Origin of the sequence: Bradyrhizobium liaoningense, assembly GCF_018130955.1 — a bacterium.
In the GTDB taxonomy this organism is placed as follows: Bacteria; Pseudomonadota; Alphaproteobacteria; order Rhizobiales; family Xanthobacteraceae; genus Bradyrhizobium; species Bradyrhizobium liaoningense_C.
Map to the genome: position 1 here is coordinate 64,006 of NZ_JAFCJM010000019.1, position 24,522 is coordinate 88,527.

Genomic DNA, 24,522 nt, shown 5'->3' on the forward strand with positions numbered 1-24,522 from the left:
GACCTCAGGGAGTATGGAATGAGAAAAGTCGGTATCGGAATCGTCGGTTGCGGCAACATCAGCACCGCTTACCTCAAGGCCGCACAGCGCTTTCCCGTCCTCGATATCAAGGCGGTCGCCGACATGCGCAGCGATGCGGCCGAGCGGCGCGGCGCCGAGTTCGGCCTGCCCGCGATGCGGGTCGATCAGCTCCTGAAGCGCGACGACGTCGAGATCGTCATCAACCTCACGGTGCCGCTGGCCCACACCGACGTCAGCCTCGCCGTGCTCAATGCCGGCAAGCACGTCCATTCCGAAAAGCCGCTCGGCGTCAACGTGACGGAGGCGCGCAAGGTGATGGAGTTGGCTGCACAGAAGAACCTGCGCGTCGGCTGCGCACCGGATACGTTCCTCGGCGGCGGTCATCAGACCGCGCGCAAGCTGATCGACGACGGCGCGATCGGCGCGCCCGTCGGCGGCAGCGTCTTCTTCGGCTGTCCGGGCCATGAGCGCTGGCATCCGGCGCCGGGCTTCTACTATTTGCGCGGCGGCGGACCGATGCTGGACATGGGGCCATACTACATCACCGACCTCGTGCAGCTCCTCGGCCCGGTCGCGAGCGTGATGGGCTCCACCGCGCGGCCGAAGGCCGAGCGTCTCGTCACCAGCCAGCCGATGAACGGAACGTTGATCCCGGTCGAGGTCGCGACCCATGTCGCGGGCATGCTGGAGTTCGAGAGCGGCGCCGTCGTCTCCATCGCGATGAGCTTTGACGTGCCAAAACACCGTCACGTGCCGATCGAGATTTATGGCGACAAGGGCAGCCTGCTGGTGCCGGACCCCAACCGCTTCGGCGGCGAGGTGCAGGTGGCGAAGACCGGCGGCGAATGGGAGGCGATGCCGCTGACCCATGGGCATGTCGAGGGCGAATTCCGCTCCATCGGCGTCGCCGACATGGCAACCGCGCTTCTCACGGGCCGGGCGCACCGCGCTTCCGGCGCGCTCGCCTTCCACGTGCTCGAGGTGATGGAGGCGTTCCAGACCTCCGCCGACGAGGGACGGCGGGTGAAAATCGAAAGCAGCGTCGACCGGCCGGCGATGATGCCGGCGGGACGCGACACCGGGCAGATCGACTGAGGACAAGAACAATGCGCAAGGCACTCATCGTATGGGGCGGCTGGCCGGGACATGATCCCGATCTGTGCGCCTCCATGATCCGCGGCTGGCTGAAGCAGGAAGGCTTTGACGTCCGCATCGAGACCACGACCGCGGCGTTCGCCGATCCCGCGATCCACGACCTCTCGCTAATCATCCCGATCTATACCATGTCGAAGATCGAGAAGCCGGAGGCGCTCAATCTCTGCGCCGCCGTGCGGAGCGGCGTCGGGCTTGCCGGCCACCATGGCGGCATGTGCGATGCCTTCCGCGAATCCGTCGACTACCAGTTTCTCTGCGGCGGGCAGTGGGTCGCGCATCCCGGCAACATCATCGACTACAAGGTCGACTTGACGAAGCCGGACGACCCCATCATGAAGGGCCTGAAGAGTTTTGAGCACCGCTCCGAGCAATACTACATGCATGTCGACCCCGCGAACGAGGTGTTGGCCACGACGACGTTTTCCGGCGAGCATGCACCGTGGATCGAGGGCGTCGTGATGCCCGTGGTCTGGAAGAAGCGCTATGGCGAGGGCAGGGTGTTCTATTCCTCGCTCGGTCATCGCGCCTATGAGCTCGACGTGCCCGAGATCAGGACGCTGATGACCCGCGGCATGCTGTGGGCCGCGCGCGGATGACGGGCGGCGAAATGCAGCCCGCGGCCCGCGCCACGCTGGAAGACGTCGCGCGCGCGGCGGGCGTCTCGCTCGCGACGGTGGATCGCGTGGTGAACCGGCGCGAAGGCGTGCGCGCCAAGACGGTGGCGCGGGTCGAGGCGGCGGTGGCCAAGCTCGGCTATCGCACCGACGCCGCGGCCGCACGACTGGCGCGAGGCCAGACCTTCCGTTTCGCCTTCGTGCTGCCGGCCGGCACCAACAGCTTCATGACCAATCTGACTGAACAGGTCCAGCGCACGGCCGACTTGCTCGCCAGCCAGCGCGCCTTCATCGACGTGATTCACGTCGATGTGTTCGATCCCGACGTTCTGGCCGGTACGCTCGAGGAGCTGTCGCCGACCTTCCAGGGCGTGGCCGTCATCGCACTCGATCATCCGCGCGTGCGGGCTGCGATCGACGATCTGACCGCGCGCGGCGTCGCCGTCGTCACGCTGGTCTCGGACGCGCCGAGCTCGCGCCGCCTGCACTATGTCGGCATCGACAATCCCGCGGCGGGGCGCACCGCCGCGACCCTGATGGGGCGCTTCCTCGGTGGTCGCACCGGGAGCGTCGCCGTCATCGCGGGATCGCTGTCGTTGCGCGACCATACCGAGCGGCAATTCGGCTTTCACCAGATCCTGTCGAGCGAGTATCCGAACGTTGCGGCATTGCCGGTCCTGGAAGGGCGCGACGACAACGAGCGTACGCGCCTGCTCACGGCCGAGCTCTTGACGCGCCAGTCCGACCTGCTTGGGATCTATTCCTGCGGCGCCGGCAATCGCGGCATTGCCAAGGCGCTGGAAGCCTCGGGCAGCGCCCGCGACGTGGTCTGGATCGCCCATGAGCTCACCCAGCACACGCGGCGTTTCCTGGTGCGCGGCACGATCGACGCCATCATCAACCAGGACCCCGGCCACGAGGCGCGCTCTGCCGCGCGCGTCCTGCTCGCGCATTGCCTGGCCGAGCCGACCAGCCCCGACCAGGAGCGCATCCGCATCGACATTTTTCTGCGGGACAATCTGCCCTGAGAGTCAAGCCTGAGAACGGTGCGGCTCCCCACTTGAACTGGACCGGAATTGCCGCGAGAAAGGGGGGAGAGAACTTGGGCTCCCAGCATGGTCCTTGAGAAGAAGGCGCGGCCTTGAAACCACTTCGTCCATCGCCGTCGGCGGAAGACATCATCCAGCTCGTGATCCGGCTCGGGCTGCTCGCGCTCCTGATCACCTGGACCTTCGTCATCATCCGGCCCTTCGTGCCGATCCTGGCCTGGAGCGGGGTGCTCGCGGTCGCGTTCTACCCGGCCTTCAGCTGGCTTGCGAAGCTGCTCGGCGGCCGCCCCAAGACGGCCGCGGCGATCCTCACGCTGGTCACGCTCGGGATCGTCATCGGACCCGCAACGTGGCTCGGCATCAGCGCGGTCGAAGGCATCAAGGATCTTGCCAGCAAGATCGGGGCTGGCGATCTCGTGCTCCAATCCGCGCCGGAATCGATCAAGACCTGGCCCCTGATCGGACCGCAACTCTTCGATCTCTGGAATGAGGTCTACAACAATTTGCGGTCGACATTGCAGGAGGTGGTGCCGTATCTGAAACCGGTGGCCGGCACGATGCTGTCGCTCGCGGGCGATGCGGGGGTCGGGACGCTGCAGTTTCTCGTGTCGGTGTTCGTCGCCGGCTTCCTCTTTCCTTTTGGACCGCAGCTCGTGGCGGCCGGCCGGGGATTTTTGTTCCGCATCATTCCCGAGCAGAGCGAGCACTTTCTGGGGCTCGCAGGCGCGACCATCCGCGCCGTGGCGCAGGGCGTCATCGGCGTCGCCATCATCCAGGCCTTGCTTGCCGGTGTCGGCTTCAAGTTGGCCGCTCTCCCGAGCGCGGGCCTCTTGGCCTTCATCGTTCTGCTGCTCTCGATCGTGCAGATCGGAGCGTTCATCGTCCTTGCGCCGGTGATCATCTGGCTCTGGATGTACAAGGACGTCACCACGGCGCTGCTGCTGACGATCTTCCTCGTCATCGTCGGCTTCATCGACAGCATCCTGAAGCCGATCCTGATGGGGCGCGGCCTGACCACGCCGACCCTGGTCATCCTGATCGGAGTGATCGGCGGCACGCTCGCGCACGGCATCGTCGGCCTCTTCATCGGGCCGATCGTTCTCGCCGTCGCCTGGGAGATGGCGGTGGCCTGGATCCGCGTCGAGCGCGCCACGCCGGCATCGAACGCCGCGACCGACCGCTGACCGGAGCTTGCCGCGTCAGTCCGTGCGCGCGGCCATCGCCGCGCGCAGCACTGCCAGCACGCGTTCGCCGCCGAGCTGCGCGACGTTGAAGCGCATGAAGGTTGCGGCTGACTGCGATACGCTGAACACGTTGCCGGGCGCCAAGATGACGTCCTCCTCCATGCAACGTCGCGCGATCTCGGTCGAATCCTGCCCGTCGGGCAGACGGCACCACAGGTAGAACCCGCCACGGGGCATGATCCATGGCTCGATGCCGAGCGGCGCCAGCTTTGCAGCGGCGGCCTTACGTGCCCGCGACAGGCGCTGGCGGACGTCGTCCATGTGCTTGCGGTAACTGCCGCCCGCCAGCACACCCGCGATCAGTTCGGTCGTGACCCGGCTTGGTCCGCCAAAGCTGGTCGCAACCTGGAGGTCGATCAACCCCTCGATCCAGTCGGCGCGGCCCGCGACATAGCCGCAGCGCACGGACGCAGAGAGCGTCTTGGAGAAGCTGCCGATCCGTATCACGCGGTGAAGCCCGTCGAGAACGGCGAGGCGCGGCGACGGCGAGGGCTCGAAATCGGCAAAGATCTCGTCCTCGACCACGGTCATATCGTGCGCCGCGGCGAGGCTGAGCACGCGATGCGCCGTTTGCGGCGACAGGCTCGCGCCGGTGGGATTGTGCAGCGCCGAGTTCGTGAGATAGAGGCGGGGGTGCTCAGTGAGGATGGTCTGCTCGAATGCCGTGATATCAGGTCCCGTTGGCGTGTAGGGAACGCTGACGATCTTCAATTGATGCGCGCGCAGCAGCGCCCGGAAATTGAAGTAGCAGGGGTCGTCCACCAGCACCGTATCGCCGGGACGGAGCAGAAGGCGGCAGATCAGATCGACCGCCTGCGTTCCCGAACTCGTCAGCATGATCTGGTCCGTCGTCGCCGTGATGCCATCGTCGGCGAAGCGGCCGAGCAGCAGGCGGCGCAAGGCGACCGATCCGGCCGTGCTACCATAGTCCGACAGCACCGCATCATCGCCGCGCGCGATTTGGCGCAGGCCACGCCGCAGCGCGGCGTTCGGCATCCAGTCCGCAGGCAGCCAGCCGCAGCCGGGCTTTGGCAACGACGGGTCGGCGTCGAGCGACTGCCGCGACACCCAGAACGGATCGACGTCGCGGGCGCGCGGTGGCCCGCGCTCGGCCAGCGCGAGCGGCGGCAGGTTGACGCCCGTCACATAGAATCCGGAGCCGCGCCGCGCCCGGATCACGCCTTCGGCGGCAAGGCGGTCATAGGCGTCGACCACCGTGGACGGCGAGACAGCCATGGTCTCGGCGAAACCGCGAACCGACGGCAGCCGGTCGCCCGGCGCCAGCGCGCGGCTCGCGATCCTCAATCGTACCGCCTGCATCAGCGTCTCGGTGCGGGTCGCCTTCCTGTCGGCCACGGCTCTCTCCGGATCAATTGTGTGGCTCGCTTGAGCCATACAGTTGGCTAAAATTGTATGCCATTGTCCCTGTGCGCACCAGCCGTCACCCGCTATCTCTCGCTTCGGAAGGTGAGGTGACATGGAGCGAACGACCGTCGGCTGGGGCAGCGGCCTCCTCGGCGTGGTGATTTTCAGCGGATCGCTGCCGGCGACACGCGTGGCGGTGGCCGATTTCACGCCGATCTTCCTCACCTCCGCGCGCGCCGCGATCGCCGCATTGCTCGGCGCGCTGTGTCTCCTCGCGCTTCGCGAAAAACCGCCCGGACGTGCCGACCTTGTGCCGCTGACGATCGTTGCCGTCGGCGTGGTCGTCGGCTTCCCGCTGCTCACCGCGCTCGCGCTGACGCATATCACCGCGGCGCATTCGATCGTCTTCGTCGGTCTGTTGCCGCTATCGACCGCCATCTTCGGCGTGCAGCGCGGCGGCGAGCGGCCGAAGCCGGCGTTCTGGCTGTTCTCGATTCTGGGCGCGGGGACGGTGGTAGGTTTTGCGCTCGCACGCAGCGGCGGCGGTTCGGTAACCGGCGATGCGCTGATGGTCGCGGCGATCTTGCTTTGTGGGCTCGGCTATGCCGAAGGGGCCGCGCTCTCGCGCCGGCTCGGCGGCTGGCAGGTCATTTCCTGGGCGCTGCTGTTGTCGCTGCCGGTGATGGCGGTGCTCACGCTCCTCACGCTGCCGGACAGTTGGACCGGCGTCGGTGTGCCCGCCTGGATCGGGCTCGCCTATGTCTCCGTCTTCAGCATGCTGGTCGGCTTCATCTTCTGGTATCGCGGCCTGGCGCTGGGCGGAATCGCCGGCGTCGGGCAGTTGCAGCTCCTGCAACCCTTCTTCGGTTTCGTGCTCGCAGCGGCGTTGCTACACGAGCCGGTCGCCTGGACCATGGTCGCATCGACCGCAATCGTCGTCCTCTGCGTCGCCGGGGCGCGACGCTTCGCCTGACGGCTTCTCGCGCGGGAACAGCGCAACGCGCGCAGGCGTTATGTCTTCTGCTGAGAGGAGACAGGACAATGGGACTTGCCCAATACGCGGTTGTTCCGATCAGGGACCAATGGGGCGTGCTGCACGACGGCAACGTCAACGGCGAGTACGCCACCAAGGAATCGGCGTTTGAATCGGCCGCCGCGGCGGCTTCGCTCGCGATCCGTCAGGGACACGAGGTCCATCTCAGTGTTCCCGGACGTGAGCTCGGCGAGTCCGCGCTCGGAACCTGACGTACTGCCTTGGCGTTCTCGCGAATTTAATGGACCCGCCGGCTCGGGCTGGAAGGTTCGTCGTGGGTCTGCTCGACGATCTGCGCGATCGGGCTCGACTGGTGGTGTACGAGACGCCAGGTATCGCCGACGCGGCGAAAGTGGTTGGCGGCAGCAAGCGCGGTACCGTCCACGATCTCGATGCACAGCACCCGCCCGGAATCGCCCTCGACGATTGCTTGCGGCTCGGCACAGGCGACCTGCGGCCGTTCCGGATTTTGCAGGATGTCGCGCCAGCTTCCGATCACGGTGGCGCGCCCGATGATCGCGGGCCAGCCAGGATGGATGCAGGAGATGCTGTCATCATCCGCCCACAGCCGCTCCATCGCCGCGAAATCGCCCGCCGCGAAGGCTGCGTAGAACGCCGCGTTGGCGGCGATGACCCTGCTTTCCTTCGTCATGCTTCCCGGGTGGGCCAAAGACGCGGAAAAATCAAGACCTATTCAGCTCTCCGCCACCGTCTGCCGCGCGCCTTGCGCGTAGAGACGGCCGAGCGCGGCCGTGACCGCATCGCGAAGGCGCGGATCGGAGCCGAGCGGGCCGAACACTTTTTCAACGCCGAGCAGCGCCGGCGCGAGCCGTTCAGCGACCGGGCCCGCCTCGTTCGCGAGTGCGGCAAACTCCCGGGCGAGGGGGTCGCGCACGTCGATCGCGCGGCCCTGTTCGTCCATTGCGGTGACGTAGCGCATCCAGCCGGCGACGGCGAGCGCATGCGTTGCGATCGGCAGGCCAAGGCGCAGCCGATCCTGCATTGCACCGAGCAGCCGCTGCGGAAGCTTTTGCGAGCCGTCCATGGCGATCTGCCAGGTGCGGTGATGCAGCGCCGGATTGGCAAAACGCTGGAGCAGCGAGGCGCGATAGGCGGCAAGGTCGGTGCCATCGGGCATGACAAGCGTCACCGCGGCCTCCTCCATCACCCGCGCGGCGAGCCGCGCGAAGTTCGGATCGGCCATGGTGTCGGCGATGGTCTCGTAGCCTGCGAGATAGCCGAGATAGGCGAGCGCGGAATGGCTGGCATTGAGCAGCCGCAGCTTCATCAGCTCGAACGGCTTGACGTCGGCGACCAGCTCGACGCCCGCGCCGGCCAGATCCGGCCGCCCTGCCGAGAAGCGGTCCTCGACCACCCATTGTGTGAACGGCTCGGTCATGACCGGCCACGCATCGTCCATTCCGAGCGCGCCCGACACGGCGGCGCGGTCGGCATCCGTCGTCTCCGGCACGATGCGGTCGACCATGGTGCAGGGGAAGGCGACGCTATCTGATATCCACTTGCCGAGATCCTTGGATCGCAGGGCCGCGAATTGCGTCACGATCCGCTGCACGGTGTGGCCGTTGGCCGCAAGATTGTCGCAGCAAAGCACGGTGAACGGCGAAAGCCCCTGCGCCCGCCGGCGCGCCAGCGCGGCAACGATGAAGCCGGGCGCCGAGCGCGGCGCGTCCGGATTATTGAGGTCGTGCACGATGTCCGGATGGCGCTCGTCCAGGTCGCCGGTCTGCGGCGTGTGGCAATAGCCCTTTTCGGTGACGGTCAGCGAGACGATGCGCGTCGCGCTATCTGCCATGCGCGCGACCAGTCGCGCGGGATTCTCGCGCGCGACCTCGCTGCCGATGAGCGAACCGATCACGCGATAGGCGGTGCCTTCGGCCGCACGTACCGCGACGGTGTAGAGATGGTCCTGCGGTGCGAGTGCGTCGCGCGTATCAGGGCTGCGCAGGCTGGCGCCGACGATGCCCCAGCCGGGCGCACCGGCGGCAAGGCAATCGTCGATGACGACGGCCTGATGGGCCCGATGGAATGCACCGAGGCCGAGATGCACGATACCCGCCGTCACGCTCGAAAGGTCGTAGGCCGGGCGGCGGATACCTGACGGCAACCGGTCGAGATGGGCGCGGCCAAGTCGCATGGTCGTCTCCCCTGATTTTCGCGAGCCTTGACATGCCGGCTTTCCTCGGTCAATGCTCCGGTCAATTGGTAAGACCAATTTTCCAAAATTGGCGGGCCGCCGGGAATGATCCCGAGACGGCCCTTTCGGGGAGGCCAGCGTGCCGCTGGAAGCTGTGGAGGCGAGACGGCTTTACCGCCAGGTCGCCGATCAATTGCGAGCCTTGATCGACAGCGGCGAGTACGCGGTCGGCTGCCGGCTGCCGACCGAGCGGGAACTCGCCGAGCAGTTGAAGGTGTCGCGGCCGACCGTGCGCGAAGCGCTGATCGCGCTCGAGGTCGAGGGCCGCCTTCGCATCCGCGTCGGCTCCGGCATCTATGTGATCGAGCCCGCCGGCGCCGTTCCGTCATTTCCTGCCGCGGCCGTCATGGAAGGCCCCTTCGAGCTGTTGCGCGCGCGCGAATTCCTCGAAGGCGCCATCGCCGAACAGGCTGCGCGCGTCGCCAGGCGCGACGATATCGCCCGGATCGATGCATCGATCACTGCTATGGAAAACGTCGAGCATCCCGGCGACATGTCGATGGTCCACGACCGCGACTTCCATGTCGCGGTGGCCGGCTGCCTCGGCAATGCCGTGCTGGTGCGCGTCGTCGGCGAGCTGTTCGACCAGCGCCTCAATCCCTATTTCGCGCAGCTCGCGCATTATTTCGAGAATCCGGCGTCATGGCGCGCCGCGCTCGACGAGCACCGCGCCGTGCGCGACGCCATCGCTGCCCGCGATGGCGATCGCGCCCGCGACACCATGCGCGACCATCTGGCGAAATCGCAAAGGCGCTTCGCGCGGAATTTTGGAGCGGAGACGGGTGCGGCTCCGGCGGCGGGCAAGGGCCGCGCCGCTCGGTCGGTCGCAAAGCCCGCAGGTTCGAAACGGGCAGCAGGAAAGCAGGCCGCTGCGGGGAGATCGCGGCGGTCATGAGTTGGGCGGCCCGGGCTCGATAGACCGGGCGAAAAAGAAGCAGACTTGAACGATGGAGGAAAAATCGATGTTGAAGAAGATGACGATTGCGCTCGCCGTGTCGGCGAGCACGCTACTCGCAGCCGCTGGTCCCGGCATGGCGCAGACCAAGCTGAAATGGGCCCATGTCTACGAGACCTCGGAGCCGTTCCACACCGCCTCCATCTGGGCCGCGCAGGAGATCGGCAAGCGCACCAACGGGCGCTACCAGATCGACGTCTATCCGGCCTCCCAACTCGGCAAGGAAACTGACATCAACCAGGGCCTGTCGCTCGGCTCGGTCGACATCATCATCTCCGGCTCGAGCTTTGCGGCCAAGAGCTTCCCGCCGATCGGCGTGACCTATTATCCCTACACCTTCCGCGATGCCGATCATCTGCTCGCCTACACCAAGAGCGACATCTTCAAGGAGCTCGCGCAAGGCTACGAGGACAAGAGTGGTCATCACATCGTGGCGGTGACCTATTACGGCGTGCGCCAGACCTCGTCCAACAAGCCGATCAAGGCTTGCGCCGACATGAAGGGCCTGAAGATGCGCGTGCCCGACGTGCCGGCCTATCTTGCGATGCCGCGCGCCTGCGGCGCCAACACCGCGCCGATCGCCTTCGCCGAAGTCTATCTCGCGCTCCAGAACGGCACGGTCGAGGCCCAGGAGAATCCGCTGACCACGATCGAGGCCAAGAAGTTCTACGAAGTGCAGAAGCACATCGTGTTGACCGGCCACATTGTCGACCATCTCAACACCGTTGTTGCCGGCGGCCTTTGGAAGAAGCTCAGCGACGAGGACAAGAAGATCTTCACCGATGTGGCGCAGGAAGCGGCTGCGAAGGCAACCGGCGAGATCAAGCAGAACGAAGCCAAGCTGGTCGCCTTCTTCAAGGACAAGGGCCTGACGGTGACGGAAGTCGACAAGAACGAGTTCCGCGATACCGTTCTGAAGAACGTCACGTTCGAAAGCTTCGGCTATCGCAAGGCCGACTGGGACCGCATCCAGGCGGTGAAATAACCACAACTGTCGTTCCGGGGCGGCTCGAAGAGCCGAACCCGGAACCTCGAGATTCCGGGTTCGATGCTTGCGCATCGCCCCGGAATGACGATCCGCCAGATTGGGGAGCAAGCACATGTCGACCGCCGAATTGCACCGGCAGATCACCGCCGACGAGATCGCCCATACCTTCGAGGAGGAGGCGACGCCGAAGGTGGACCTCGGCCAATACGCCTTCGAGGACTGGGTGGCGCTGGCGATCTTCTGGGTGATGGCGCTCTGCGTTTTCCTCCAGTTCTTCACCCGCTACGTCCTCAACGACAGCTATGCCTGGACCGAGGAGATCGCGACCTATTGCCTGATCGGCGTGGTCTTCATCGGCTCGTCGATGTGCGTGCGGCTGTCGCGGCACATCCAGGTCGACCTGATCTACCGCTATCTGCCGCACCTCGCAGCGCGCGTGCTGTCCACGGCGATCGATGCGATCCGCATCGTGTTCTTCGCCTACGCGGTCAGGCTGGTGTGGATCTACATCAAGGTGATCGGCGATGAGCCGATGACGACGATCAATTTCCCGAAGAACTACGTCTACTACGCCGCGCTGTTCGGCTTTGTGCTGATGCTCGGGCGTTCGATCCAGGTGGCGGTCGAGAACTGGCGGCGGGGCTATTCCATCCTCGAACGCCCCGGTGCCTTCGACGGAACGGAAGGGTGATGTCATGCTGTTGTTGCTAGGGGGCTTTCTCCTTCTGATGCTGCTGGGCCTGCCGGTGGCGCTGGCCATGGCGACCTCGTCGCTGCTCTACATCCTCGTCAGCGGCGTCACGCCCGACGTCACGCTGGCCCAGCGCATGATCGCAGGGGTCGAGAGCTTTCCGCTGCTCGCCGTGCCCTTCTTCATCCTTGCCGGCAACCTCATGAACATCGCCGGCGTCACGGGACGCATCTACAAATTCGCGGTCGCGCTGGTCGGCTGGATGCGCGGCGGCCTCGGCCACGTCAACATCATCGGCTCGGTGATCTTCTCCGGCATGTCCGGCACCGCGATCGCGGACGCCGCCGGGCTCGGCACCATCGAGATCAAGGCGATGAAGGATCACGGCTATACGACCGAATTCTCGGTCGGCGTCACCGCGGCGTCAGCGACGCTCGGGCCCATCATCCCGCCGTCGCTGCCCTTCGTGATCTACGGCATGATGGCCAACGTCTCGATCGGCGCGCTGTTCCTGGGTGGCGTCATTCCCGGCGTGGTCATGACGCTGCTGATGATGGCTACTGTCACCTACTTCGCGCACAAGAACAAATGGGGCAGCGACACGCCGTTCTCCTGGCCGCAACTGGGATCGGCGGGGCTCGAGATCGTCATCGTGCTGAGTTTCCCGATGGCAATCTGGCTGATGGTGCTTGCCGGTCTCTCGACCAACATGGCCGTCCTCATCGGCCTCGCTGTCCTGCTCGCGATCGACTGGTATTTTGACTTCTCCGCGGTGATGGCGCTGATGGCGCCGGTGATCCTGATCGGCGGCATGACGCTCGGCTGGTTCACGCCGACGGAAGCTGCCGTCGCCGCGGTGATCTGGTCGCTGTTCCTCGGCCTCGTGCGCTATCGCACCATGACGCTCAAGACGGTGGCGAAGGCGACTTTCGACACCATCGAGACCACGGCATCGGTGCTGTTCATCGTCACGGCTGCCTCGATCTTCGCCTGGCTGCTCACGGTCTCGCAGGCGGCACAAACGCTCTCCGATGCGATGCTCAGCGTCACCCACAACAAATGGGTGTTCTTGCTGCTCGCGAACATCCTGATCCTGTTCGTCGGCTGCTTCATCGACACCATCGCGGCGATTACCATTCTGGTGCCGATCCTGCTGCCGATCGTGCTCAAGCTCGGCATCGACCCGATCCACTTCGGCCTGATCATGACGCTGAACCTGATGATCGGGCTGTTGCATCCGCCACTCGGCATGGTGCTGTTCGTGCTGGCGCGCGTCGCAAAGCTCTCGGTCGAGCGCACGACGGTTGCGATCCTGCCCTGGCTGGTGCCGCTGCTGCTTGCGCTCGTCGCCATCACCTACATTCCAGACCTCACGCTCTGGCTGCCGAAATATATGGGATTGTCCAAATGACCTCTGTTGCTCTCGCCGCCACGCTGTTCGGCCCCGAAGATCTGCGCATGATCGAGCATCCGCTCGACAAGCTTGCCGATGGCATGGTGCGCATCCGCTTCGGCGCCGGCGGCATCTGCGGCTCCGACATGCACTACTTCCGCCATGCCCGCACCGGCGACTTCGTGGTGAAGTCGCCCTTGGTGCTCGGTCACGAGATCTCCGGCGAGGTAGTCGAAATCGCGGGCGCTGCACCGAACCTCAGGGTCGGCGACCGCGTCGCCGTCAATCCGTCGCGCTGGTGCGGGCATTGCGTCGCCTGCCGCGAGGGCCGGCCGAACCTGTGTGAAAACATCTTCTTCATGGGCTCGGCGTCGAAGACCCCGCACATGCAGGGCGGCTTTGCCAACTATTTTGACGCCATCCCTGCGCAATGCGTGAAGATCCCCGACCATGTCTCCTATCAGGCCGCCGCGCTCGCCGAGCCGCTCGCGGTCTGCCTGCATGCTGTGGCGCGGGCCGGTGACGTCAACGGCAAGCGCGGAATCATTTTTGGAGCGGGGCCGATCGGGCTGCTTACCATGCTCGCGGCACGCCGCGCCGGCATGGCTGACGTCACCGTCGCCGACATCGCGCCCGCGCCGCTCGCCTTCGCGACCCGGCTTGGCGCCTCGCATGTCGAGAACGTCTCCGGCGATGAGGACGGGCTGAAGGCGCAGGCCGCCGCGCGTCCCTACGACGTCGCCTTCGAAGTCTCGGGCACGGCGGCGGGCCTCGCCAGCGCCATCGGCATCGTTCGCAGGGGCGGCACCGTCGTGCAGATCGGCAATCTGCCGGGCGGACAGATCTCCGTGCCGGCGAATGCCGTCATGGCCAAGGAGATCGATCTCAGGGGCTCGTTCCGCTTCGGCTTCGAATTCATGACCGCGGTGGAACTGATCGGCAATGGCAGCGTCGACGTGCTGTCGCTGGTCACCGCCGAACGGCCACTCGCGACCGCACCCGACGCGCTGCGGCTGGCGCTGGACCGTTCGCAAAGCGTCAAGGTCGTGCTGACCGCGCAGTAGATTCTTGTTTTGAGCATGATCTTTCCGGAAAGCCGCTCACACGTTTCCGGATATGCTCCAGGGAGAGAGACATGATGCTCGAGGGATGGCGCTGGTACGGGCCCGATGATCCCGTGTCGCTCGACGATGTCAGGCAGGCCGGCGCGACCGACATCGTGTCGGCGCTGCATCAGGTACCGATCGGCGAAGCCTGGACTCGCAAGGCGGTCGAGGAGCGCAAGAACTTCATCGAACACGGCCAGCCCGGCCGCTCACCGCTGACATGGTCCGTGGTCGAGTCGATCCCGATTCCCGACGACGTCAAGCGTCACGGGGCCAAGGCAACGGGCTCGATCGAAGCGTGGATCGCGAGCATGGAGGCGGTCGCCGCCGCCGGCATCAAGATCATCTGCTACAACTTCATGCCGGTCGTCGACTGGTGCCGTACCGATCTCGAATGGGAGTTGCCGAACGGGGCGCGGGCCATGCGCTTCGACCAGGATCGCTTCGCGGCGTTCGAGCTTCACATTTTGAAGCGCCCCGCGGCGCTTCAGGACTACTCGCCGGAGCAGCAGGCGCGCGCGAAGGCGCTCTTCGACAAGATGAGCCAGGCTGATGTCGACTATCTCGTCATGGTGATCGCCAGCGCGTTGCCGGGCTCGACCACCGAGCCGATGACCATTCCGCAATTTCGCGACCGCCTCGAGCAGTACCGCGACATCACGCCAAAGATCCTGCGCCAGCATCTCGCCGAATTCCTGGGCCGCGTCACGCCGGTTGCCGAACAGCTCGGCGTGTCGCTGACGCTGCATCCCGACGATCCGCCACGTCCGCTGTTCGGCCTGCCGCGTGTTGCCTCCACCGCCGACGACTATCAGGCGCTGTTCGACGCCGTGCCGTCAAAAGCCAACGGCATCTGCCTGTGCACCGGCTCGCTCGGCGTCCGTGCCGACAACGACCTGCCTGCGATGGCCGAACGCTTCGGCCCGCGCATTGCGTTTGCGCATCTGCGCGCGACCAAGCGCGAGGCGGACGGCCTGTCGTTTTACGAGTCGGACCATCTCGACGGTGACGTCGACATGATCGCGGTGCTGAAGGCGCTATTGAAGGAGAACGCGCGCCGCGCGCCCGGCAAACAAATCGTGTTCCGCCCGGATCATGGCCACCGCATGCTGGACGATCTCGCCGCCACCAAGCGCACCAACCCCGGCTACACCGCGATCGGTCGCTTGCGCGGCCTCGCGGAGCTGCGCGGGGCGATCCGCGCGATCGGGCATCGATAAGGGGTCGGCAGATGCGCTGACTGATCTAGTCCGCGAGGACATAGACGCTCACTCGCGGAGATTGTTTTTGGTTCCCCCGTGTGCCAGAGTGGCTGCATTGCATTTCGATCGACGCATTGCAGCCACATGCCATTTGGGAGCTGAACATGAGTCGCTTGGTCGAACTTCCTCTTGGTGAATACGACCGGGACGCGTTTGCGAAATTCAAAGACGATTCGACGGATTTCAATCTCGACACCGCGCGCGCCATGATGTGGATGTCGCAGCTCGCCTACGAGACCCACGTAGCGGGCAAGATCGATGACGTTGCTGCCTTCTGGAATCTGTCGGGCGCCAAGCCGCTGATTCAACCGGTGAACTCCACGCCTGAGTTAACGGATACGAGGGGAGTTATCGCCCGACGGGGCAGGGCGACGATCATCGCCTTCGCAGGCACCGATCCGCTTCACTTGCTGAATTGGTTGAATAACTTCACTCTCGGCAAGCCGGCGTCGCCGGTTCACGAAGGCTTCCGCCAGGCGGCCGCAGCGGTCTGGAAAGATGTCAAGGCGGCGATCGCAACGGCGCTTAAAGACAATTCGCCTATCTTTCTGACCGGGCATAGCCTAGGCGCCGCGATCGCGGTGAACATCGCCGATTTCGCGCGTGATGAGCTCAAGCTGAAGAATGCGCAGATCTATCTCTACGGGTGCCCGCGCACGGGCCGCGCCGATTTCGTTACGCCTTGGAACGATACTTTCGGCCCGACGACCTACCGTCTGGTCAACGGCACCGATGTCGTTCCGACCGTCCCGCCGCCGCAGCTCAATTTCCTCCATGTTGGCCGCTATCTCGAGTGTGGACGGGCCGCGAAATTCGAGGCTGACAGGCTGACAGCGGGTTTTGACTCCAACGATCCACGGGCTGATGCCGGGCTGCTCGATCAGATCGTCAGTCTCTTCCGTGGGCGGTCATTGAACACGCGAGCGGATCTGATCGGCTTCCTCTCCTCAATATTGGTACCCCCGGGGATCGGTGATCATCTGCCAGATCGGTACTGCGCCGCGCTGACGCCGCCTTAATAACACGCGGCCATCGCGCCGAGCTTGGGATAGAGCCGGTCGATCTGTGCGATTTCGTTGCGCATCTGCGCGATGATCCAGTCGCGGATCTCGGCGGCGATGGGGCGCATCGGCCGGTTGCGCGGCGGCAAAAATTCGCAGATCCGCCGCGTGGTCGTCAGTGTGTCGGACGCCGGCACCAGGGCGCCGGTCAACAACCAGTGCGAGGCAACGGTCAGCCATCCTAGCGCGATGCCTTGGCCGAGGAGGCCGGCCTGCACCACCACCGCATAGTCGCTGAAGCTGAGCGACTTGGCCGGGCCGCGCCGCCTGGTCAGGAAACTCGGATAATCCGCCGCCCAGTCGCCGGGCGTTTCGGCAAGCCGGATGATCGTGTTGCCTTCCGCAGGCTCGGCCTCGCTCATATAGGTCGGGCTGCACACCGGCAGCATGACCTCCTTCATGACCAGCGTGCCGCCGGAGTAAGGCTCGTCGCGGTCGCGGAAGCGCATGCCGAGGTCGACATTCTCGACCGGCCCGCGCAGCGCACCCGAGATCAACTGGAAGCGCAGATCGACATTGGGAAAGCTGCGTTGCAGCTTGTCGATGCGCGGCATCAGCCAATGCGTGGTGAAGGCTGACGAGACCGACAGCGTCACCGTCTCCGTGCCCTTGCGCCGGCGCTCGATCTCGATCAGGCCGGTCTCGATGCTGCGAAACCCTTCGAGCACCCGCCGGTAGAGCAGCTCGCCTTCTTCCGTCAGCATGGCGCGCCCGGCCTTGCGGTCGAACAGGCGGACGCCGAGATGCTCCTCGAACTGGCCGAGCATCCGGCTCACCGCAGGCTGCGTGACGTTCAGCTCGGCGGCGGCCGCCGTGAAGCTGCCGTTCCGCGCCGCGGCGGCGAAGACGAACAGGGCGTTCGAGGAAGGCAGCATACGGCGGAGTTCAGGCATAACTTGATGTTATGTGCCCGGTGAGAATTTGGCAATTGCCGAGTTTTGCCAACTCTGGTGTCATCAGCACAATAGCCTAAAGATAGGGCTCGCGAGAGAAGATTAGGTGCGACGCACGCTACAACCGTGAGTGCCCCCAATCCCTGTCTATAAAGCAAGATTATGGCGCGCAGTGAGGCGCGCCGGTGCAGGACGTGGCGAGGTCGATCGTTGGACAAACGAGCGGAAAGCGTCGAGATCAGGTCCGCAAGCAAGGCTTACGGCGCGGTTCGCGCCCTCGACGACGTGTCCCTCAACGTTGGTGCCGGCGAGTTCGTCTCGCTGCTCGGCCCGTCCGGATCCGGCAAGACCACGCTGCTCGGCATCCTCGGCGGCTTCATCCTGCCGACGTCGGGCTCGATCCTCTTCGGCGGCCGCGACGTCACCTGGATGCCGCCGCACAAGCGCGACATCGGCGTCGTCTTCCAGAACTACGCGCTGTTTCCTCATATGAGCGTCGGCGAGAACGTCGCCTTTCCCTTGCGCGCGCGGCGCCTGCCCAAGGCAAAGTGGCCGGAGAAGGTGCGCTCCGCGCTCGCCATGGTCGGGCTCGCCGGCTACGAGGGACGCGGCGTCGCGCAGCTCTCCGGCGGTCAGCGTCAGCGCGTCGCGCTGGCGCGCGCCATGATCTTCGAGCCGCGCCTGATCCTGATGGACGAGCCGCTGTCCGCGCTCGACAAGCAGCTTCGCGAATCCATGCAGATTGAGTTGCGCGCGCTGCACAGGCGCATCGGCGCCACCATCATCTATGTCACCCATGACCAGCGCGAAGCGCTGACCATGAGCGACCGCGTCGCCGTCATGAAGGACGGCCGTCTGATCCAGATCGACGAACCGGAGCGGCTGCACGATCACCCCGCGGATTCCTTCGTCGCAAGCTTTATCGGAGAAGCCACCTTGTTGCCCGTTCGCCGCGTCGATGGCTGCAGCGTCGCGCTCGGTAACGCCGTACTGCGCAGCGCCCGCGCCATTCCGTCCGGCGATGCGCTGATGCTCGCAGTGCATAGCGAAAAGCTCCTGATCGACAATGGCGCGGGCGACGCCGCCTGCAACCGTCTCACCGGAACCGTCACTGACGTGGTCTATCAGGGCGAAAGCCTGCGCATCTTCCTGGCGCTTGCCGACGGCACCGGGCTCAGCCTGCGCCAGCCGAGCCATCACGAGGCCCATCGCCGCATCCCGCCGGTTGGCGGCAGTCTTACCGTCACCCTTCACCCCGAGGACACCATCGTCGTGCCGAAGGCGGGCGCATGAATCCCCTCAAGCAACCCTATCGAAACTGAAGAGAAGAAGCTCCCAATGCCGTCCCCATCCTCATTCAGCAATTTCAAGGTCCTCACCTTCGACGTCGTCGGCACCCTGATCGATTTCGAGAGCGGCGTGCTCAACGCGGTGCGCAAGATCTCGGGCAAGTCGTCGGCCGAGCTCTCCGACGACCAGATCTTCGTCCACTACAAGCGCGGCCGCGACCTGCATCCGGAGCGCTCCAGCGAGGTGATGTTCCACGTCTACCGCCATCTCGCCAAACAGCTCGGGCTGCCGGCCGATGATGCGTCTTGCGATGTGTTCCAGCTCGCCGTGCTGCGCTGGGCTCCGTTCGCCGATTCCATCGAAGCCCTGAAGCGCCTGCGCACAAAGTTCCGCCTGGTGGCGATGACCAATGCCGACCGTGTCGCGCTGTCCTGCTACGCGCATGCGCTTGGCAATCCCTTCGATGATACGGTTTGTGCCGACGACACCGGCGTCGCAAAGCCTGATCCGGAATTCTTTGCCTACAACAAGGGGCGGCAGTCCGCCTTCGGCTACAAGCAGTCCGACATCCTGCACGTCGCACAGAGCCAGTACCACGACATCGGGGTCGCGCGGCGGCTCGGCTACAAGGTGTGCTGGATCGAGCGGCGCCAGGGCATGGCAGGCTTCGGTGGTACACCAGAGGTGCCCGACCTGACCAAGCCCGACTTCCACTTTTCGACCATGAAGGCCTTTGCGGATGCGGCCATCGGCGCAGCGGCATAAGGCATGGATGCGCTCATGACTGGGAAATGGACCGCGCTGCCGTCTGCCAACTCGCTATGGGCGAGCACGGCCGATCCTGCGCGCGAATTCCCGGTCCTCGCCGGCGAGACCCAGGCCGACGTCGTCATCATCGGCGCCGGCTATACCGGCCTGTCGGCGGCGCATCACATCGCCAAAAGCGGGCTCGCGCCGGTCGTGCTCGAGGCTAACCGTCCGGGCTGGGGCGCGAGCGGCCGCAATGGCGGCGTGATCACCGCAAAGTTCCGCCTGTCGTTCCGCGAGATCGATACCGCGCATGGCCGGGCCATGGCGAAGCGGATGTACGAGATCGCGCATGAGTCGACCGACATTGTCGAGGAACTGGTCGCCGAGTTCGCCATCGCCAGCGCCGCATTGACGCGCACCGGCCAGGTCAAGGCCGCACATAACGAGACGACGCTGAAGGCCGCCATCGACGAGGCCGGCTGGATGAAGCGCGAGATGGGTGATGCAGAAGTGCGCATCCTCGACGCCAAGGGCGTGCGCGAAGAGACCGGCTCGGACGCCTTCGTCGGCGGCGTGCTCAATCCGGGCTCCGGCGGCATCCATCCGCTCAACTATGTGCGCGGTCTCGCGGACGGCGTGGCGCGCCGCGGTGTTGCGATCTATCAGGACTCGCCTGTCGTAAAACTGCGGCGGGAGAATCGCGGCATCGTCGCGGAGACGCCGCATGGTGCGGTGCGTGCAAAGCAGGTGATCGTCGCGACCAACAGCTACTCCGATCTGACGGGCGCGACCGCCCACATGCAGCACACGCTGATCCCGTTCCGCAGCGCCATCATCGCGACCGACAGATTGCCGCGCAATCTCACAGGGCACCTGATGCCGACGGGCCGCACCTACACCGAGACCAAGCGCATGATGCGCTGGTTCCGCATGGTCGATAACCGCGTGATCTTCGGCGGCCGCGGCGCCTTCGGCAAGCAGGACTCCGAATCGGCCTTCGACGCGCTGCACAAGGCGATGGTCGGCATCTTCCCCGATCTCGCCGACGTCCCGCTGGCGTTCAAATGGTCGGGCCTCGTCGGCATGACGCTGGACTCGGTGCCGCATATCGGCCGGCTCGACGACCGGACATTTTTTGCGATGGGCTACAACGGCGCCGGCGTTGCGATGTCGAGCCTGATGGGCCGCTATCTCGCCGCTTTCGTCCGCGGCGAGACGCCGGAGGTCGGCCTGCTCGATGCAAGCCGGCTCAAGACAATTCCCTTCTATCCGTTGCGCGAGCCCGCCGTGCGCATGGTCGCCGGCTGGTACCAGTTTTTGGACGCGATCGGACGATGATGTCTCATTTGGTTGGAGAGGAGGAGAGAATGAAAATGATATCGGGCTTGAAGTACGGGTATCTACTGCTCGGTGCGTCGATCGCGGCGATGGGGTCGGGCGTCGGCGCGGCCAATGCCGCCGAGCAGATCACCTTCGTCTCGCAAGGCGGTGCCTACCAGCAGGCACAGACGGTCGCGATCCTCGATCCCTCTGCCAAGAAGCTCGGCATCACCATCAACCAGGATTCGATCCCCGACGCCTGGCCGGCGATCAAGACGCAGGTCGGCAGCGGCAAGCCGATCTGGGACGTCGTCGACACCCCGACCGGCAACTGCCTGCGCGGCGGCGAGCAGGGGCTGATGGAAAAACTCGACTTCTCGAAGATTCCGAATGGCGCCGCGATGCCGGAGGCCTATCGCAGTCCCTATTCGGTATCATACGAGTTCTATTCCAGCGTGCTGTCCTACAGCCAGAAGACATTCCCGAAGGACGCGCCGAACAGCTGGGCCGATTTCTGGGACGTGAAAAAGTTTCCCGGCCGCCGCGCGCTGCGCAACCACCCGTTCGCGACGCTCGAGGCGGCGCTGATGGCCGACGGCGTTGCGCCTGACAAGCTCTATCCGCTCGACGTCGACCGGGCCTTTAGGAAGCTCGAGGAGATCAAGCCGAACATCACGGTGTGGTGGACCTCGGGCGCGCAATCGGCGCAGCTCCTCAACGACGGCGAGGTCGACATGGAGATGGCCTGGAACGGCCGCGTCAGCGCGGTCGCCAAGGAGGGCGCCAAGGTCGCCTTCACCTACAACCAGGGCATCTTGCAGAGCACCTCGCTCTGCATCCTCAAGGGCGCGCCGAACCTCGACACGGCGGTGAAATTCCTCAACGAGGCCGTCGACCCCGTGCATCAGGCCAATCTGCCGCTGCACATCGACTACGGCCCTGGTAACCCGAAGGCGTTCGAGACCAGCGTGATCAAGCCGGAGCGCGCCGCGCAATTGCCGAGCGAGCCGGCGAACGCGGCGAAGCAGGCGCTGATGTCCTATGCCTGGTGGTCGTCACCGCAGGGCGAAGCGGCCGAGAAGCGCTGGGCGGCCTTCATGCAGAAGTAAGAAGCGAGCAGCAACGTTGGCGACATCGGCACCAGATCCCTCCCTGCACCATCAGCGCCGTGAAGACGGCCTGATGCTGGCGCTGGTGTCGCCGGCGCTGCTCGTGATCCTGCTTCTGATCGTCCTGCCGGTCGGCTGGCTCGCCTGGCAGTCGATCTATCACGACGGCTTCACGCTGGAGAACTACCGCCGCATCGTGAGCGAGGACATCTATTGGCGCAGCTTTGCGCTGACGTTTGAGATCAGCCTGCTGGTGACGCTGCTGGCGCTGCTGCTCGGCTATCCCGTGGCCTATGCCGCGAATGCTGTGCCGCGAGGATGGAGTGTCCTCATCCTCGCGCTGGTGGTGCTGCCGTTCTGGACCAGCGTGCTGGTCCGCGCCTATGCCTGGCTGGTGCTGTTGCAGCGGACCGGCGTGATCAACCAACTGTTGCGCTCTCTCGACGTGATCGGCGAGCCCCTTGCGCTCGTGCACAACACCTTCGGCACCGTGGTTGCGACCGTGCATATCCTGCTGCCGTTCATGGTGCTGCCGCTCTATGCGACCATGCAGAAGATCCCGGGCGACCTGATGCAGGCCGGTGCCAGCCTCGGCGCCGGTCCGGCGCATGCCTTCCTCCGCATCTTCCTGCCGCTGTCGCTGCCCGGCGTGCTCGCCGGCTGCACCATGGTCTTCGTGCTCTGCCTCGGCTTCTACATTACGCCGGAGCTGCTCGGCGGCGGCCGCACCGTGATGGTGTCGATGCTGGTGAGCCGCAATGTCGAGCTCTACAGCCAGTTCGGCGCGGCAAGCGCGGTGGCCGTGGTGCTGCTCGTCAGCGTGCTCCTGATCTTCTTCGTGGTCAGCCGCTTCATCTCGCTCGACCGGGTGCTGGGGCAGAAATGAGGACGATCTCGCCCGCCCGGATTGCCCTGACCGCGGCTTGCACGCTGGTGCTGATCTTTCTGATCCTGCCGGTGCTGATCATCATGCCGATCTCGTTCTCCAGCGCACGCTTCCTGACCTTCCCGCCGCCGTCGCTGTCGCTGCGTTGGTATCAGCAATATTTCTCGAACCCCGCCTGGATGCAGGCCACGCGGGTAACGCTGATGGTTGCAATCTTCACCGTGCTGATCGCAACCCCGCTCGGGGTTGCCGCCGCCTACGCCATCAGCCAGTCGAAGCTGCGCATCATGCGTCTCGTCCACATGACGCTGCTGCTGCCGCTGGTGGTGCCCATCATCATCACCGCGGTCGGCATCTTCTTCGTCTATGTCAGGGTCGGTCTCGTCGCCACCATGCCCGGCCTCGTGCTGGCGAACGTGATGCTGGGGCTGCCTTACGTGGTCATCTCGGTGCTCGCCGGCTTGCAGAGTTTTGATCCGACCCAGGAGATGGTCGCCCGTAGCCTCGGCATGAACCGCCTGCGCAGCTTTTTTGCGGTGACGCTGCCGCAGATCAAGTCGAGCGTGGTCGCCGGTGGCATCTTTGCGTTCATCTCCGCGATGGACGAGACCATCGTCGCACTGTTCATCTCCGGCGGGCAGTACCAGCCGCTGACCAAGCGGATGTTCACGGCGCTGCGCGACGAGATCGATCCGACGATCGCGGCGATCTCGACGCTGATGACGGCGGCTTCGTTCATGCTGGTGCTGGTGGCAAGCGCGCGGCAGCGCAAGAGCGCTTGATCCCGACATATCGGAGCGTTGGTCAGATCGCGTCTGGCTCCCCAAGGAGCGCCGTCGGGCAAATCGCCTCGAAAGCCGTGCCGCGAGGTCAATTTGACAGGAATGTTTTGCGAGGCGTTAACCGTCGCGACACGGCTCGCCGATCGGTCATTGTCGCGCCCAAGAGTTGGGCGCACATACCCGCCGTCCAATTGCAGGCACTCCGATGCTCAGAGACGGCAAATACGCTGCTTGGTTCAGGACCCCGCGTGGTCAGGGCACCGGCATCGTGCAACTCACCGGTGGACGGATCACCGGCAGCGACAGTTTCTTCACCTATGGCGGCTCCTACCAGGTTGACCAGGATCGCTTCACCGCTGTCCTGACGACGCGGCGCCATACGCAGGGACCACCGACCGTGTTCGGGCCCGACGAGGTCGAAGTCGATCTTTCGGGGGTGTGCAGCGGCGCGATGGCAACCTGCTCCGGCACGGCCAGACAGGCGCCGGAGGTGCTGTTCGAGGCAACGCTGATCTACAGCCAGGACGAGAAGCCGGCGGCGGATGCCAACGGCGCCGTCGTCAAGCTCAAGGCCGACAAGAAGCTGGACGGCCGCCTGAATGCCGGGTCGCGGCCGCGCGCTCCGTTCAAGCCGGGGCCGTCGAAGAGCCCGGCGTCCTGAGTGCAACCCGGCCTTTACAATTGCGGCCTAGCGTACCGGCCTGCAACGCGGTGAAGAACATGCCCCAGGTCTGGATGACGTACGACGAATTGGCGACCCTGTGCGGCTGCGACGCCGCCGCGGCGAGGCACCTAGCCTCGCATCTGTCGCTGGACCGCCGCAAGAGCCGCGATGGCTGTACGCGCGTCAAGCTGAACCCTGCGCTCGCGGCCAAATTTTTCGCCGCTGTTCGCGACGCGGATTTCGATCTCGACTTCGCCATTGCCACGCTGCGCGATACGCACCGGCAGATGGCCGAGCTCCTGACGCCGGACGCGGCGGGCAGGCGGCGCGGGGCGGCTTAAAGCATAGTCAGCGGGGGCTAGATGCTGCAGGCGGGTCAGACAACGTCCCTCGCGGGCATGCAAGGACGGCAACCTTGGGGAGGACCAAACGGGAAGTGGCCTTGCAACTTCCCGAGGTCGAACGCATTATCCCGGGATTAGCCCATTTGAAGAGGACGATTTTCATGAAGCTTCATGTGCTTGCGCCGATCGTTGCTTTCTGTGCCTGCAGTTCTCTGATGCCCAGCACGGCTTCGAGTGCCGAGCTATCGATCCCCTCGTCGCAGAGATCCGCGTCTGGATATGTTTTTTGGGATGACGTTTATCCACCGGCAGTTTATGGACCGTATCTGAGA

General features: G+C 65.1%; 25 protein-coding genes. 21 read left to right on the forward strand and 4 right to left on the reverse strand.

Annotated features, from left to right (window positions below):
- The first annotated feature begins 18 nt into the window (after positions 1-18).
- The 4 genes from JQ632_RS17985 to JQ632_RS18000 all read left to right on the forward strand — a co-directional run bounded on the left by JQ632_RS17985 (position 19) and on the right by JQ632_RS18000 (position 4,023).
- Positions 19-1,116, forward strand: a complete 1,098-nt coding sequence (locus JQ632_RS17985) for a Gfo/Idh/MocA family protein (RefSeq protein WP_212403898.1) — start codon at positions 19-21, stop codon at positions 1,114-1,116.
- A gap of 11 nt (positions 1,117-1,127) precedes the next feature.
- Positions 1,128-1,772 carry a ThuA domain-containing protein gene (locus JQ632_RS17990; RefSeq protein WP_212403899.1) on the forward strand — a complete coding sequence of 215 codons (645 nt, stop codon included), beginning with the start codon at positions 1,128-1,130 and terminating at the stop codon, positions 1,770-1,772.
- Positions 1,769-2,818 (forward strand): LacI family DNA-binding transcriptional regulator, encoded by a 1,050-nt coding sequence (locus tag JQ632_RS17995; RefSeq protein ID WP_212403900.1) that lies wholly within the window; start codon positions 1,769-1,771, stop codon positions 2,816-2,818. The genes JQ632_RS17990 and JQ632_RS17995 overlap by 4 nt, the downstream gene beginning before the upstream one ends.
- 113 nt (positions 2,819-2,931) lie before the next feature.
- Positions 2,932-4,023, forward strand: coding sequence for an AI-2E family transporter (locus JQ632_RS18000; RefSeq protein ID WP_212403901.1), 1,092 nt, complete (start codon positions 2,932-2,934; stop codon positions 4,021-4,023).
- Positions 4,024-4,038: 15 nt separating this feature from the next.
- Here the strand turns inward: JQ632_RS18000 and JQ632_RS18005 are convergent, their stop codons facing one another.
- Positions 4,039-5,403 (reverse strand): PLP-dependent aminotransferase family protein, encoded by a 1,365-nt coding sequence (locus tag JQ632_RS18005; RefSeq protein ID WP_212403953.1) that lies wholly within the window; start codon positions 5,401-5,403, stop codon positions 4,039-4,041.
- 157 nt (positions 5,404-5,560) lie between these two features.
- Between JQ632_RS18005 and JQ632_RS18010 the strand changes: the two genes are divergently transcribed.
- Positions 5,561-6,421, forward strand: a complete 861-nt coding sequence (locus tag JQ632_RS18010; protein WP_212403902.1) for a DMT family transporter — start codon at positions 5,561-5,563, stop codon at positions 6,419-6,421.
- A gap of 68 nt (positions 6,422-6,489) precedes the next feature.
- Positions 6,490-6,693: a hypothetical protein gene (locus tag JQ632_RS18015; protein WP_212403903.1), complete on the forward strand. Its 204-nt coding sequence runs from the start codon at positions 6,490-6,492 to the stop codon at positions 6,691-6,693.
- 26 nt (positions 6,694-6,719) lie between these two features.
- Here JQ632_RS18015 and JQ632_RS18020 read toward each other — a convergent pair whose 3' ends face one another.
- On the reverse strand, positions 6,720-7,133 hold the full coding sequence (locus tag JQ632_RS18020) for a nuclear transport factor 2 family protein (protein ID WP_212403904.1): 414 nt from the start codon (positions 7,131-7,133) through the stop codon (positions 6,720-6,722).
- Positions 7,134-7,175: 42 nt separating this feature from the next.
- Entirely contained in the window at positions 7,176-8,636 is a 1,461-nt protein-coding gene (locus JQ632_RS18025; RefSeq protein WP_212403905.1) for a mannitol dehydrogenase family protein, read from the reverse strand.
- 139 nt (positions 8,637-8,775) lie between these two features.
- Between JQ632_RS18025 and JQ632_RS18030 the strand changes: the two genes are divergently transcribed.
- From JQ632_RS18030 to JQ632_RS18060, 7 genes are all read left to right on the forward strand, one after another.
- The gene (locus tag JQ632_RS18030) at positions 8,776-9,591 is read left to right on the forward strand and encodes a FadR/GntR family transcriptional regulator (RefSeq protein WP_212403906.1); all 816 of its coding nucleotides are present in this window, start codon (positions 8,776-8,778) and stop codon (positions 9,589-9,591) included.
- A 67-nt stretch (positions 9,592-9,658) separates the two neighbouring features.
- A complete protein-coding gene (locus JQ632_RS18035) occupies positions 9,659-10,636 on the forward strand; it encodes a sialic acid TRAP transporter substrate-binding protein SiaP (RefSeq protein WP_212403907.1) in 978 nt (325 codons plus the stop codon).
- 115 nt (positions 10,637-10,751) lie between these two features.
- Positions 10,752-11,330: a TRAP transporter small permease gene (locus JQ632_RS18040; RefSeq protein WP_212403908.1), complete on the forward strand. Its 579-nt coding sequence runs from the start codon at positions 10,752-10,754 to the stop codon at positions 11,328-11,330.
- A gap of 4 nt (positions 11,331-11,334) precedes the next feature.
- The gene (locus JQ632_RS18045; protein ID WP_212403909.1) at positions 11,335-12,741 is read left to right on the forward strand and encodes a TRAP transporter large permease; all 1,407 of its coding nucleotides are present in this window, start codon (positions 11,335-11,337) and stop codon (positions 12,739-12,741) included.
- Entirely contained in the window at positions 12,738-13,787 is a 1,050-nt protein-coding gene (locus JQ632_RS18050; RefSeq protein WP_212403910.1) for an L-idonate 5-dehydrogenase, read from the forward strand. The genes JQ632_RS18045 and JQ632_RS18050 overlap by 4 nt, the downstream gene beginning before the upstream one ends.
- A gap of 71 nt (positions 13,788-13,858) precedes the next feature.
- Complete coding sequence (gene uxuA, locus JQ632_RS18055; protein WP_212403911.1) at positions 13,859-15,049, forward strand: mannonate dehydratase; 1,191 nt, start codon at positions 13,859-13,861, stop codon at positions 15,047-15,049.
- 146 nt (positions 15,050-15,195) lie between these two features.
- Positions 15,196-16,110, forward strand: a complete 915-nt coding sequence (locus JQ632_RS18060) for a lipase family protein (RefSeq protein ID WP_212403912.1) — start codon at positions 15,196-15,198, stop codon at positions 16,108-16,110.
- On the opposite strand, the gene JQ632_RS18065 is transcribed toward JQ632_RS18060, so the two are convergent.
- On the reverse strand, positions 16,107-17,045 hold the full coding sequence (locus JQ632_RS18065) for a LysR family transcriptional regulator (RefSeq protein WP_212403913.1): 939 nt from the start codon (positions 17,043-17,045) through the stop codon (positions 16,107-16,109). The genes JQ632_RS18060 and JQ632_RS18065 overlap by 4 nt on opposite strands.
- A gap of 210 nt (positions 17,046-17,255) precedes the next feature.
- On the opposite strand from JQ632_RS18065, the gene JQ632_RS18070 reads away from it, so the two are divergent.
- The 8 genes from JQ632_RS18070 to JQ632_RS18105 all read left to right on the forward strand — a co-directional run bounded on the left by JQ632_RS18070 (position 17,256) and on the right by JQ632_RS18105 (position 24,187).
- Positions 17,256-18,338, forward strand: coding sequence for an ABC transporter ATP-binding protein (locus JQ632_RS18070; RefSeq protein WP_212403914.1), 1,083 nt, complete (start codon positions 17,256-17,258; stop codon positions 18,336-18,338).
- A gap of 45 nt (positions 18,339-18,383) precedes the next feature.
- Positions 18,384-19,100, forward strand: coding sequence for an HAD family hydrolase (locus JQ632_RS18075; RefSeq protein WP_212403915.1), 717 nt, complete (start codon positions 18,384-18,386; stop codon positions 19,098-19,100).
- Positions 19,101-19,115: 15 nt separating this feature from the next.
- Entirely contained in the window at positions 19,116-20,423 is a 1,308-nt protein-coding gene (locus tag JQ632_RS18080; RefSeq protein ID WP_212403916.1) for an FAD-binding oxidoreductase, read from the forward strand.
- 29 nt (positions 20,424-20,452) lie between these two features.
- Positions 20,453-21,514 (forward strand): ABC transporter substrate-binding protein, encoded by a 1,062-nt coding sequence (locus JQ632_RS18085; protein ID WP_409363496.1) that lies wholly within the window; start codon positions 20,453-20,455, stop codon positions 21,512-21,514.
- 73 nt (positions 21,515-21,587) lie between these two features.
- Positions 21,588-22,400, forward strand: a complete 813-nt coding sequence (locus JQ632_RS18090; protein ID WP_212403955.1) for an ABC transporter permease — start codon at positions 21,588-21,590, stop codon at positions 22,398-22,400.
- Complete coding sequence (locus tag JQ632_RS18095) at positions 22,397-23,182, forward strand: ABC transporter permease (protein ID WP_212403917.1); 786 nt, start codon at positions 22,397-22,399, stop codon at positions 23,180-23,182. The genes JQ632_RS18090 and JQ632_RS18095 overlap by 4 nt, the downstream gene beginning before the upstream one ends.
- A 205-nt stretch (positions 23,183-23,387) precedes the next feature.
- Positions 23,388-23,843 carry a hypothetical protein gene (locus JQ632_RS18100; protein WP_212403918.1) on the forward strand — a complete coding sequence of 152 codons (456 nt, stop codon included), beginning with the start codon at positions 23,388-23,390 and terminating at the stop codon, positions 23,841-23,843.
- 59 nt (positions 23,844-23,902) lie between these two features.
- Positions 23,903-24,187: a hypothetical protein gene (locus tag JQ632_RS18105; RefSeq protein ID WP_212403919.1), complete on the forward strand. Its 285-nt coding sequence runs from the start codon at positions 23,903-23,905 to the stop codon at positions 24,185-24,187.
- The last annotated feature ends 335 nt before the right edge of the window (positions 24,188-24,522 follow it).

Bases quoted from the DNA above. Each gene is read 5' to 3' on its own strand.
- JQ632_RS17985 (WP_212403898.1), top strand. From the start codon at position 19: ATGAGAAAAGTCGGTATCGGAATCGTCGGTTGCGGCAACATCAGCACC.
- JQ632_RS17990 (WP_212403899.1), top strand. From the start codon at position 1,128: ATGCGCAAGGCACTCATCGTATGGGGCGGCTGGCCGGGACATGATCCC.
- JQ632_RS17995 (WP_212403900.1), top strand. From the start codon at position 1,769: ATGACGGGCGGCGAAATGCAGCCCGCGGCCCGCGCCACGCTGGAAGAC.
- JQ632_RS18005 (WP_212403953.1), bottom strand. From the start codon at position 5,403: ATGCAGGCGGTACGATTGAGGATCGCGAGCCGCGCGCTGGCGCCGGGC.
- JQ632_RS18010 (WP_212403902.1), top strand. From the start codon at position 5,561: ATGGAGCGAACGACCGTCGGCTGGGGCAGCGGCCTCCTCGGCGTGGTG.
- JQ632_RS18015 (WP_212403903.1), top strand. From the start codon at position 6,490: ATGGGACTTGCCCAATACGCGGTTGTTCCGATCAGGGACCAATGGGGC.
- JQ632_RS18020 (WP_212403904.1), bottom strand. From the start codon at position 7,133: ATGACGAAGGAAAGCAGGGTCATCGCCGCCAACGCGGCGTTCTACGCA.
- JQ632_RS18025 (WP_212403905.1), bottom strand. From the start codon at position 8,636: ATGCGACTTGGCCGCGCCCATCTCGACCGGTTGCCGTCAGGTATCCGC.
- JQ632_RS18035 (WP_212403907.1), top strand. From the start codon at position 9,659: ATGTTGAAGAAGATGACGATTGCGCTCGCCGTGTCGGCGAGCACGCTA.
- JQ632_RS18040 (WP_212403908.1), top strand. From the start codon at position 10,752: ATGTCGACCGCCGAATTGCACCGGCAGATCACCGCCGACGAGATCGCC.
- JQ632_RS18045 (WP_212403909.1), top strand. From the start codon at position 11,335: ATGCTGTTGTTGCTAGGGGGCTTTCTCCTTCTGATGCTGCTGGGCCTG.
- JQ632_RS18050 (WP_212403910.1), top strand. From the start codon at position 12,738: ATGACCTCTGTTGCTCTCGCCGCCACGCTGTTCGGCCCCGAAGATCTG.
- uxuA (WP_212403911.1), top strand. From the start codon at position 13,859: ATGATGCTCGAGGGATGGCGCTGGTACGGGCCCGATGATCCCGTGTCG.
- JQ632_RS18060 (WP_212403912.1), top strand. From the start codon at position 15,196: ATGAGTCGCTTGGTCGAACTTCCTCTTGGTGAATACGACCGGGACGCG.
- JQ632_RS18065 (WP_212403913.1), bottom strand. From the start codon at position 17,045: ATGCCTGAACTCCGCCGTATGCTGCCTTCCTCGAACGCCCTGTTCGTC.
- JQ632_RS18075 (WP_212403915.1), top strand. From the start codon at position 18,384: ATGCCGTCCCCATCCTCATTCAGCAATTTCAAGGTCCTCACCTTCGAC.
- JQ632_RS18080 (WP_212403916.1), top strand. From the start codon at position 19,116: ATGACTGGGAAATGGACCGCGCTGCCGTCTGCCAACTCGCTATGGGCG.
- JQ632_RS18085 (WP_409363496.1), top strand. From the start codon at position 20,453: ATGAAAATGATATCGGGCTTGAAGTACGGGTATCTACTGCTCGGTGCG.
- JQ632_RS18090 (WP_212403955.1), top strand. From the start codon at position 21,588: ATGCTGGCGCTGGTGTCGCCGGCGCTGCTCGTGATCCTGCTTCTGATC.
- JQ632_RS18095 (WP_212403917.1), top strand. From the start codon at position 22,397: ATGAGGACGATCTCGCCCGCCCGGATTGCCCTGACCGCGGCTTGCACG.
- JQ632_RS18100 (WP_212403918.1), top strand. From the start codon at position 23,388: ATGCTCAGAGACGGCAAATACGCTGCTTGGTTCAGGACCCCGCGTGGT.
- JQ632_RS18105 (WP_212403919.1), top strand. From the start codon at position 23,903: ATGCCCCAGGTCTGGATGACGTACGACGAATTGGCGACCCTGTGCGGC.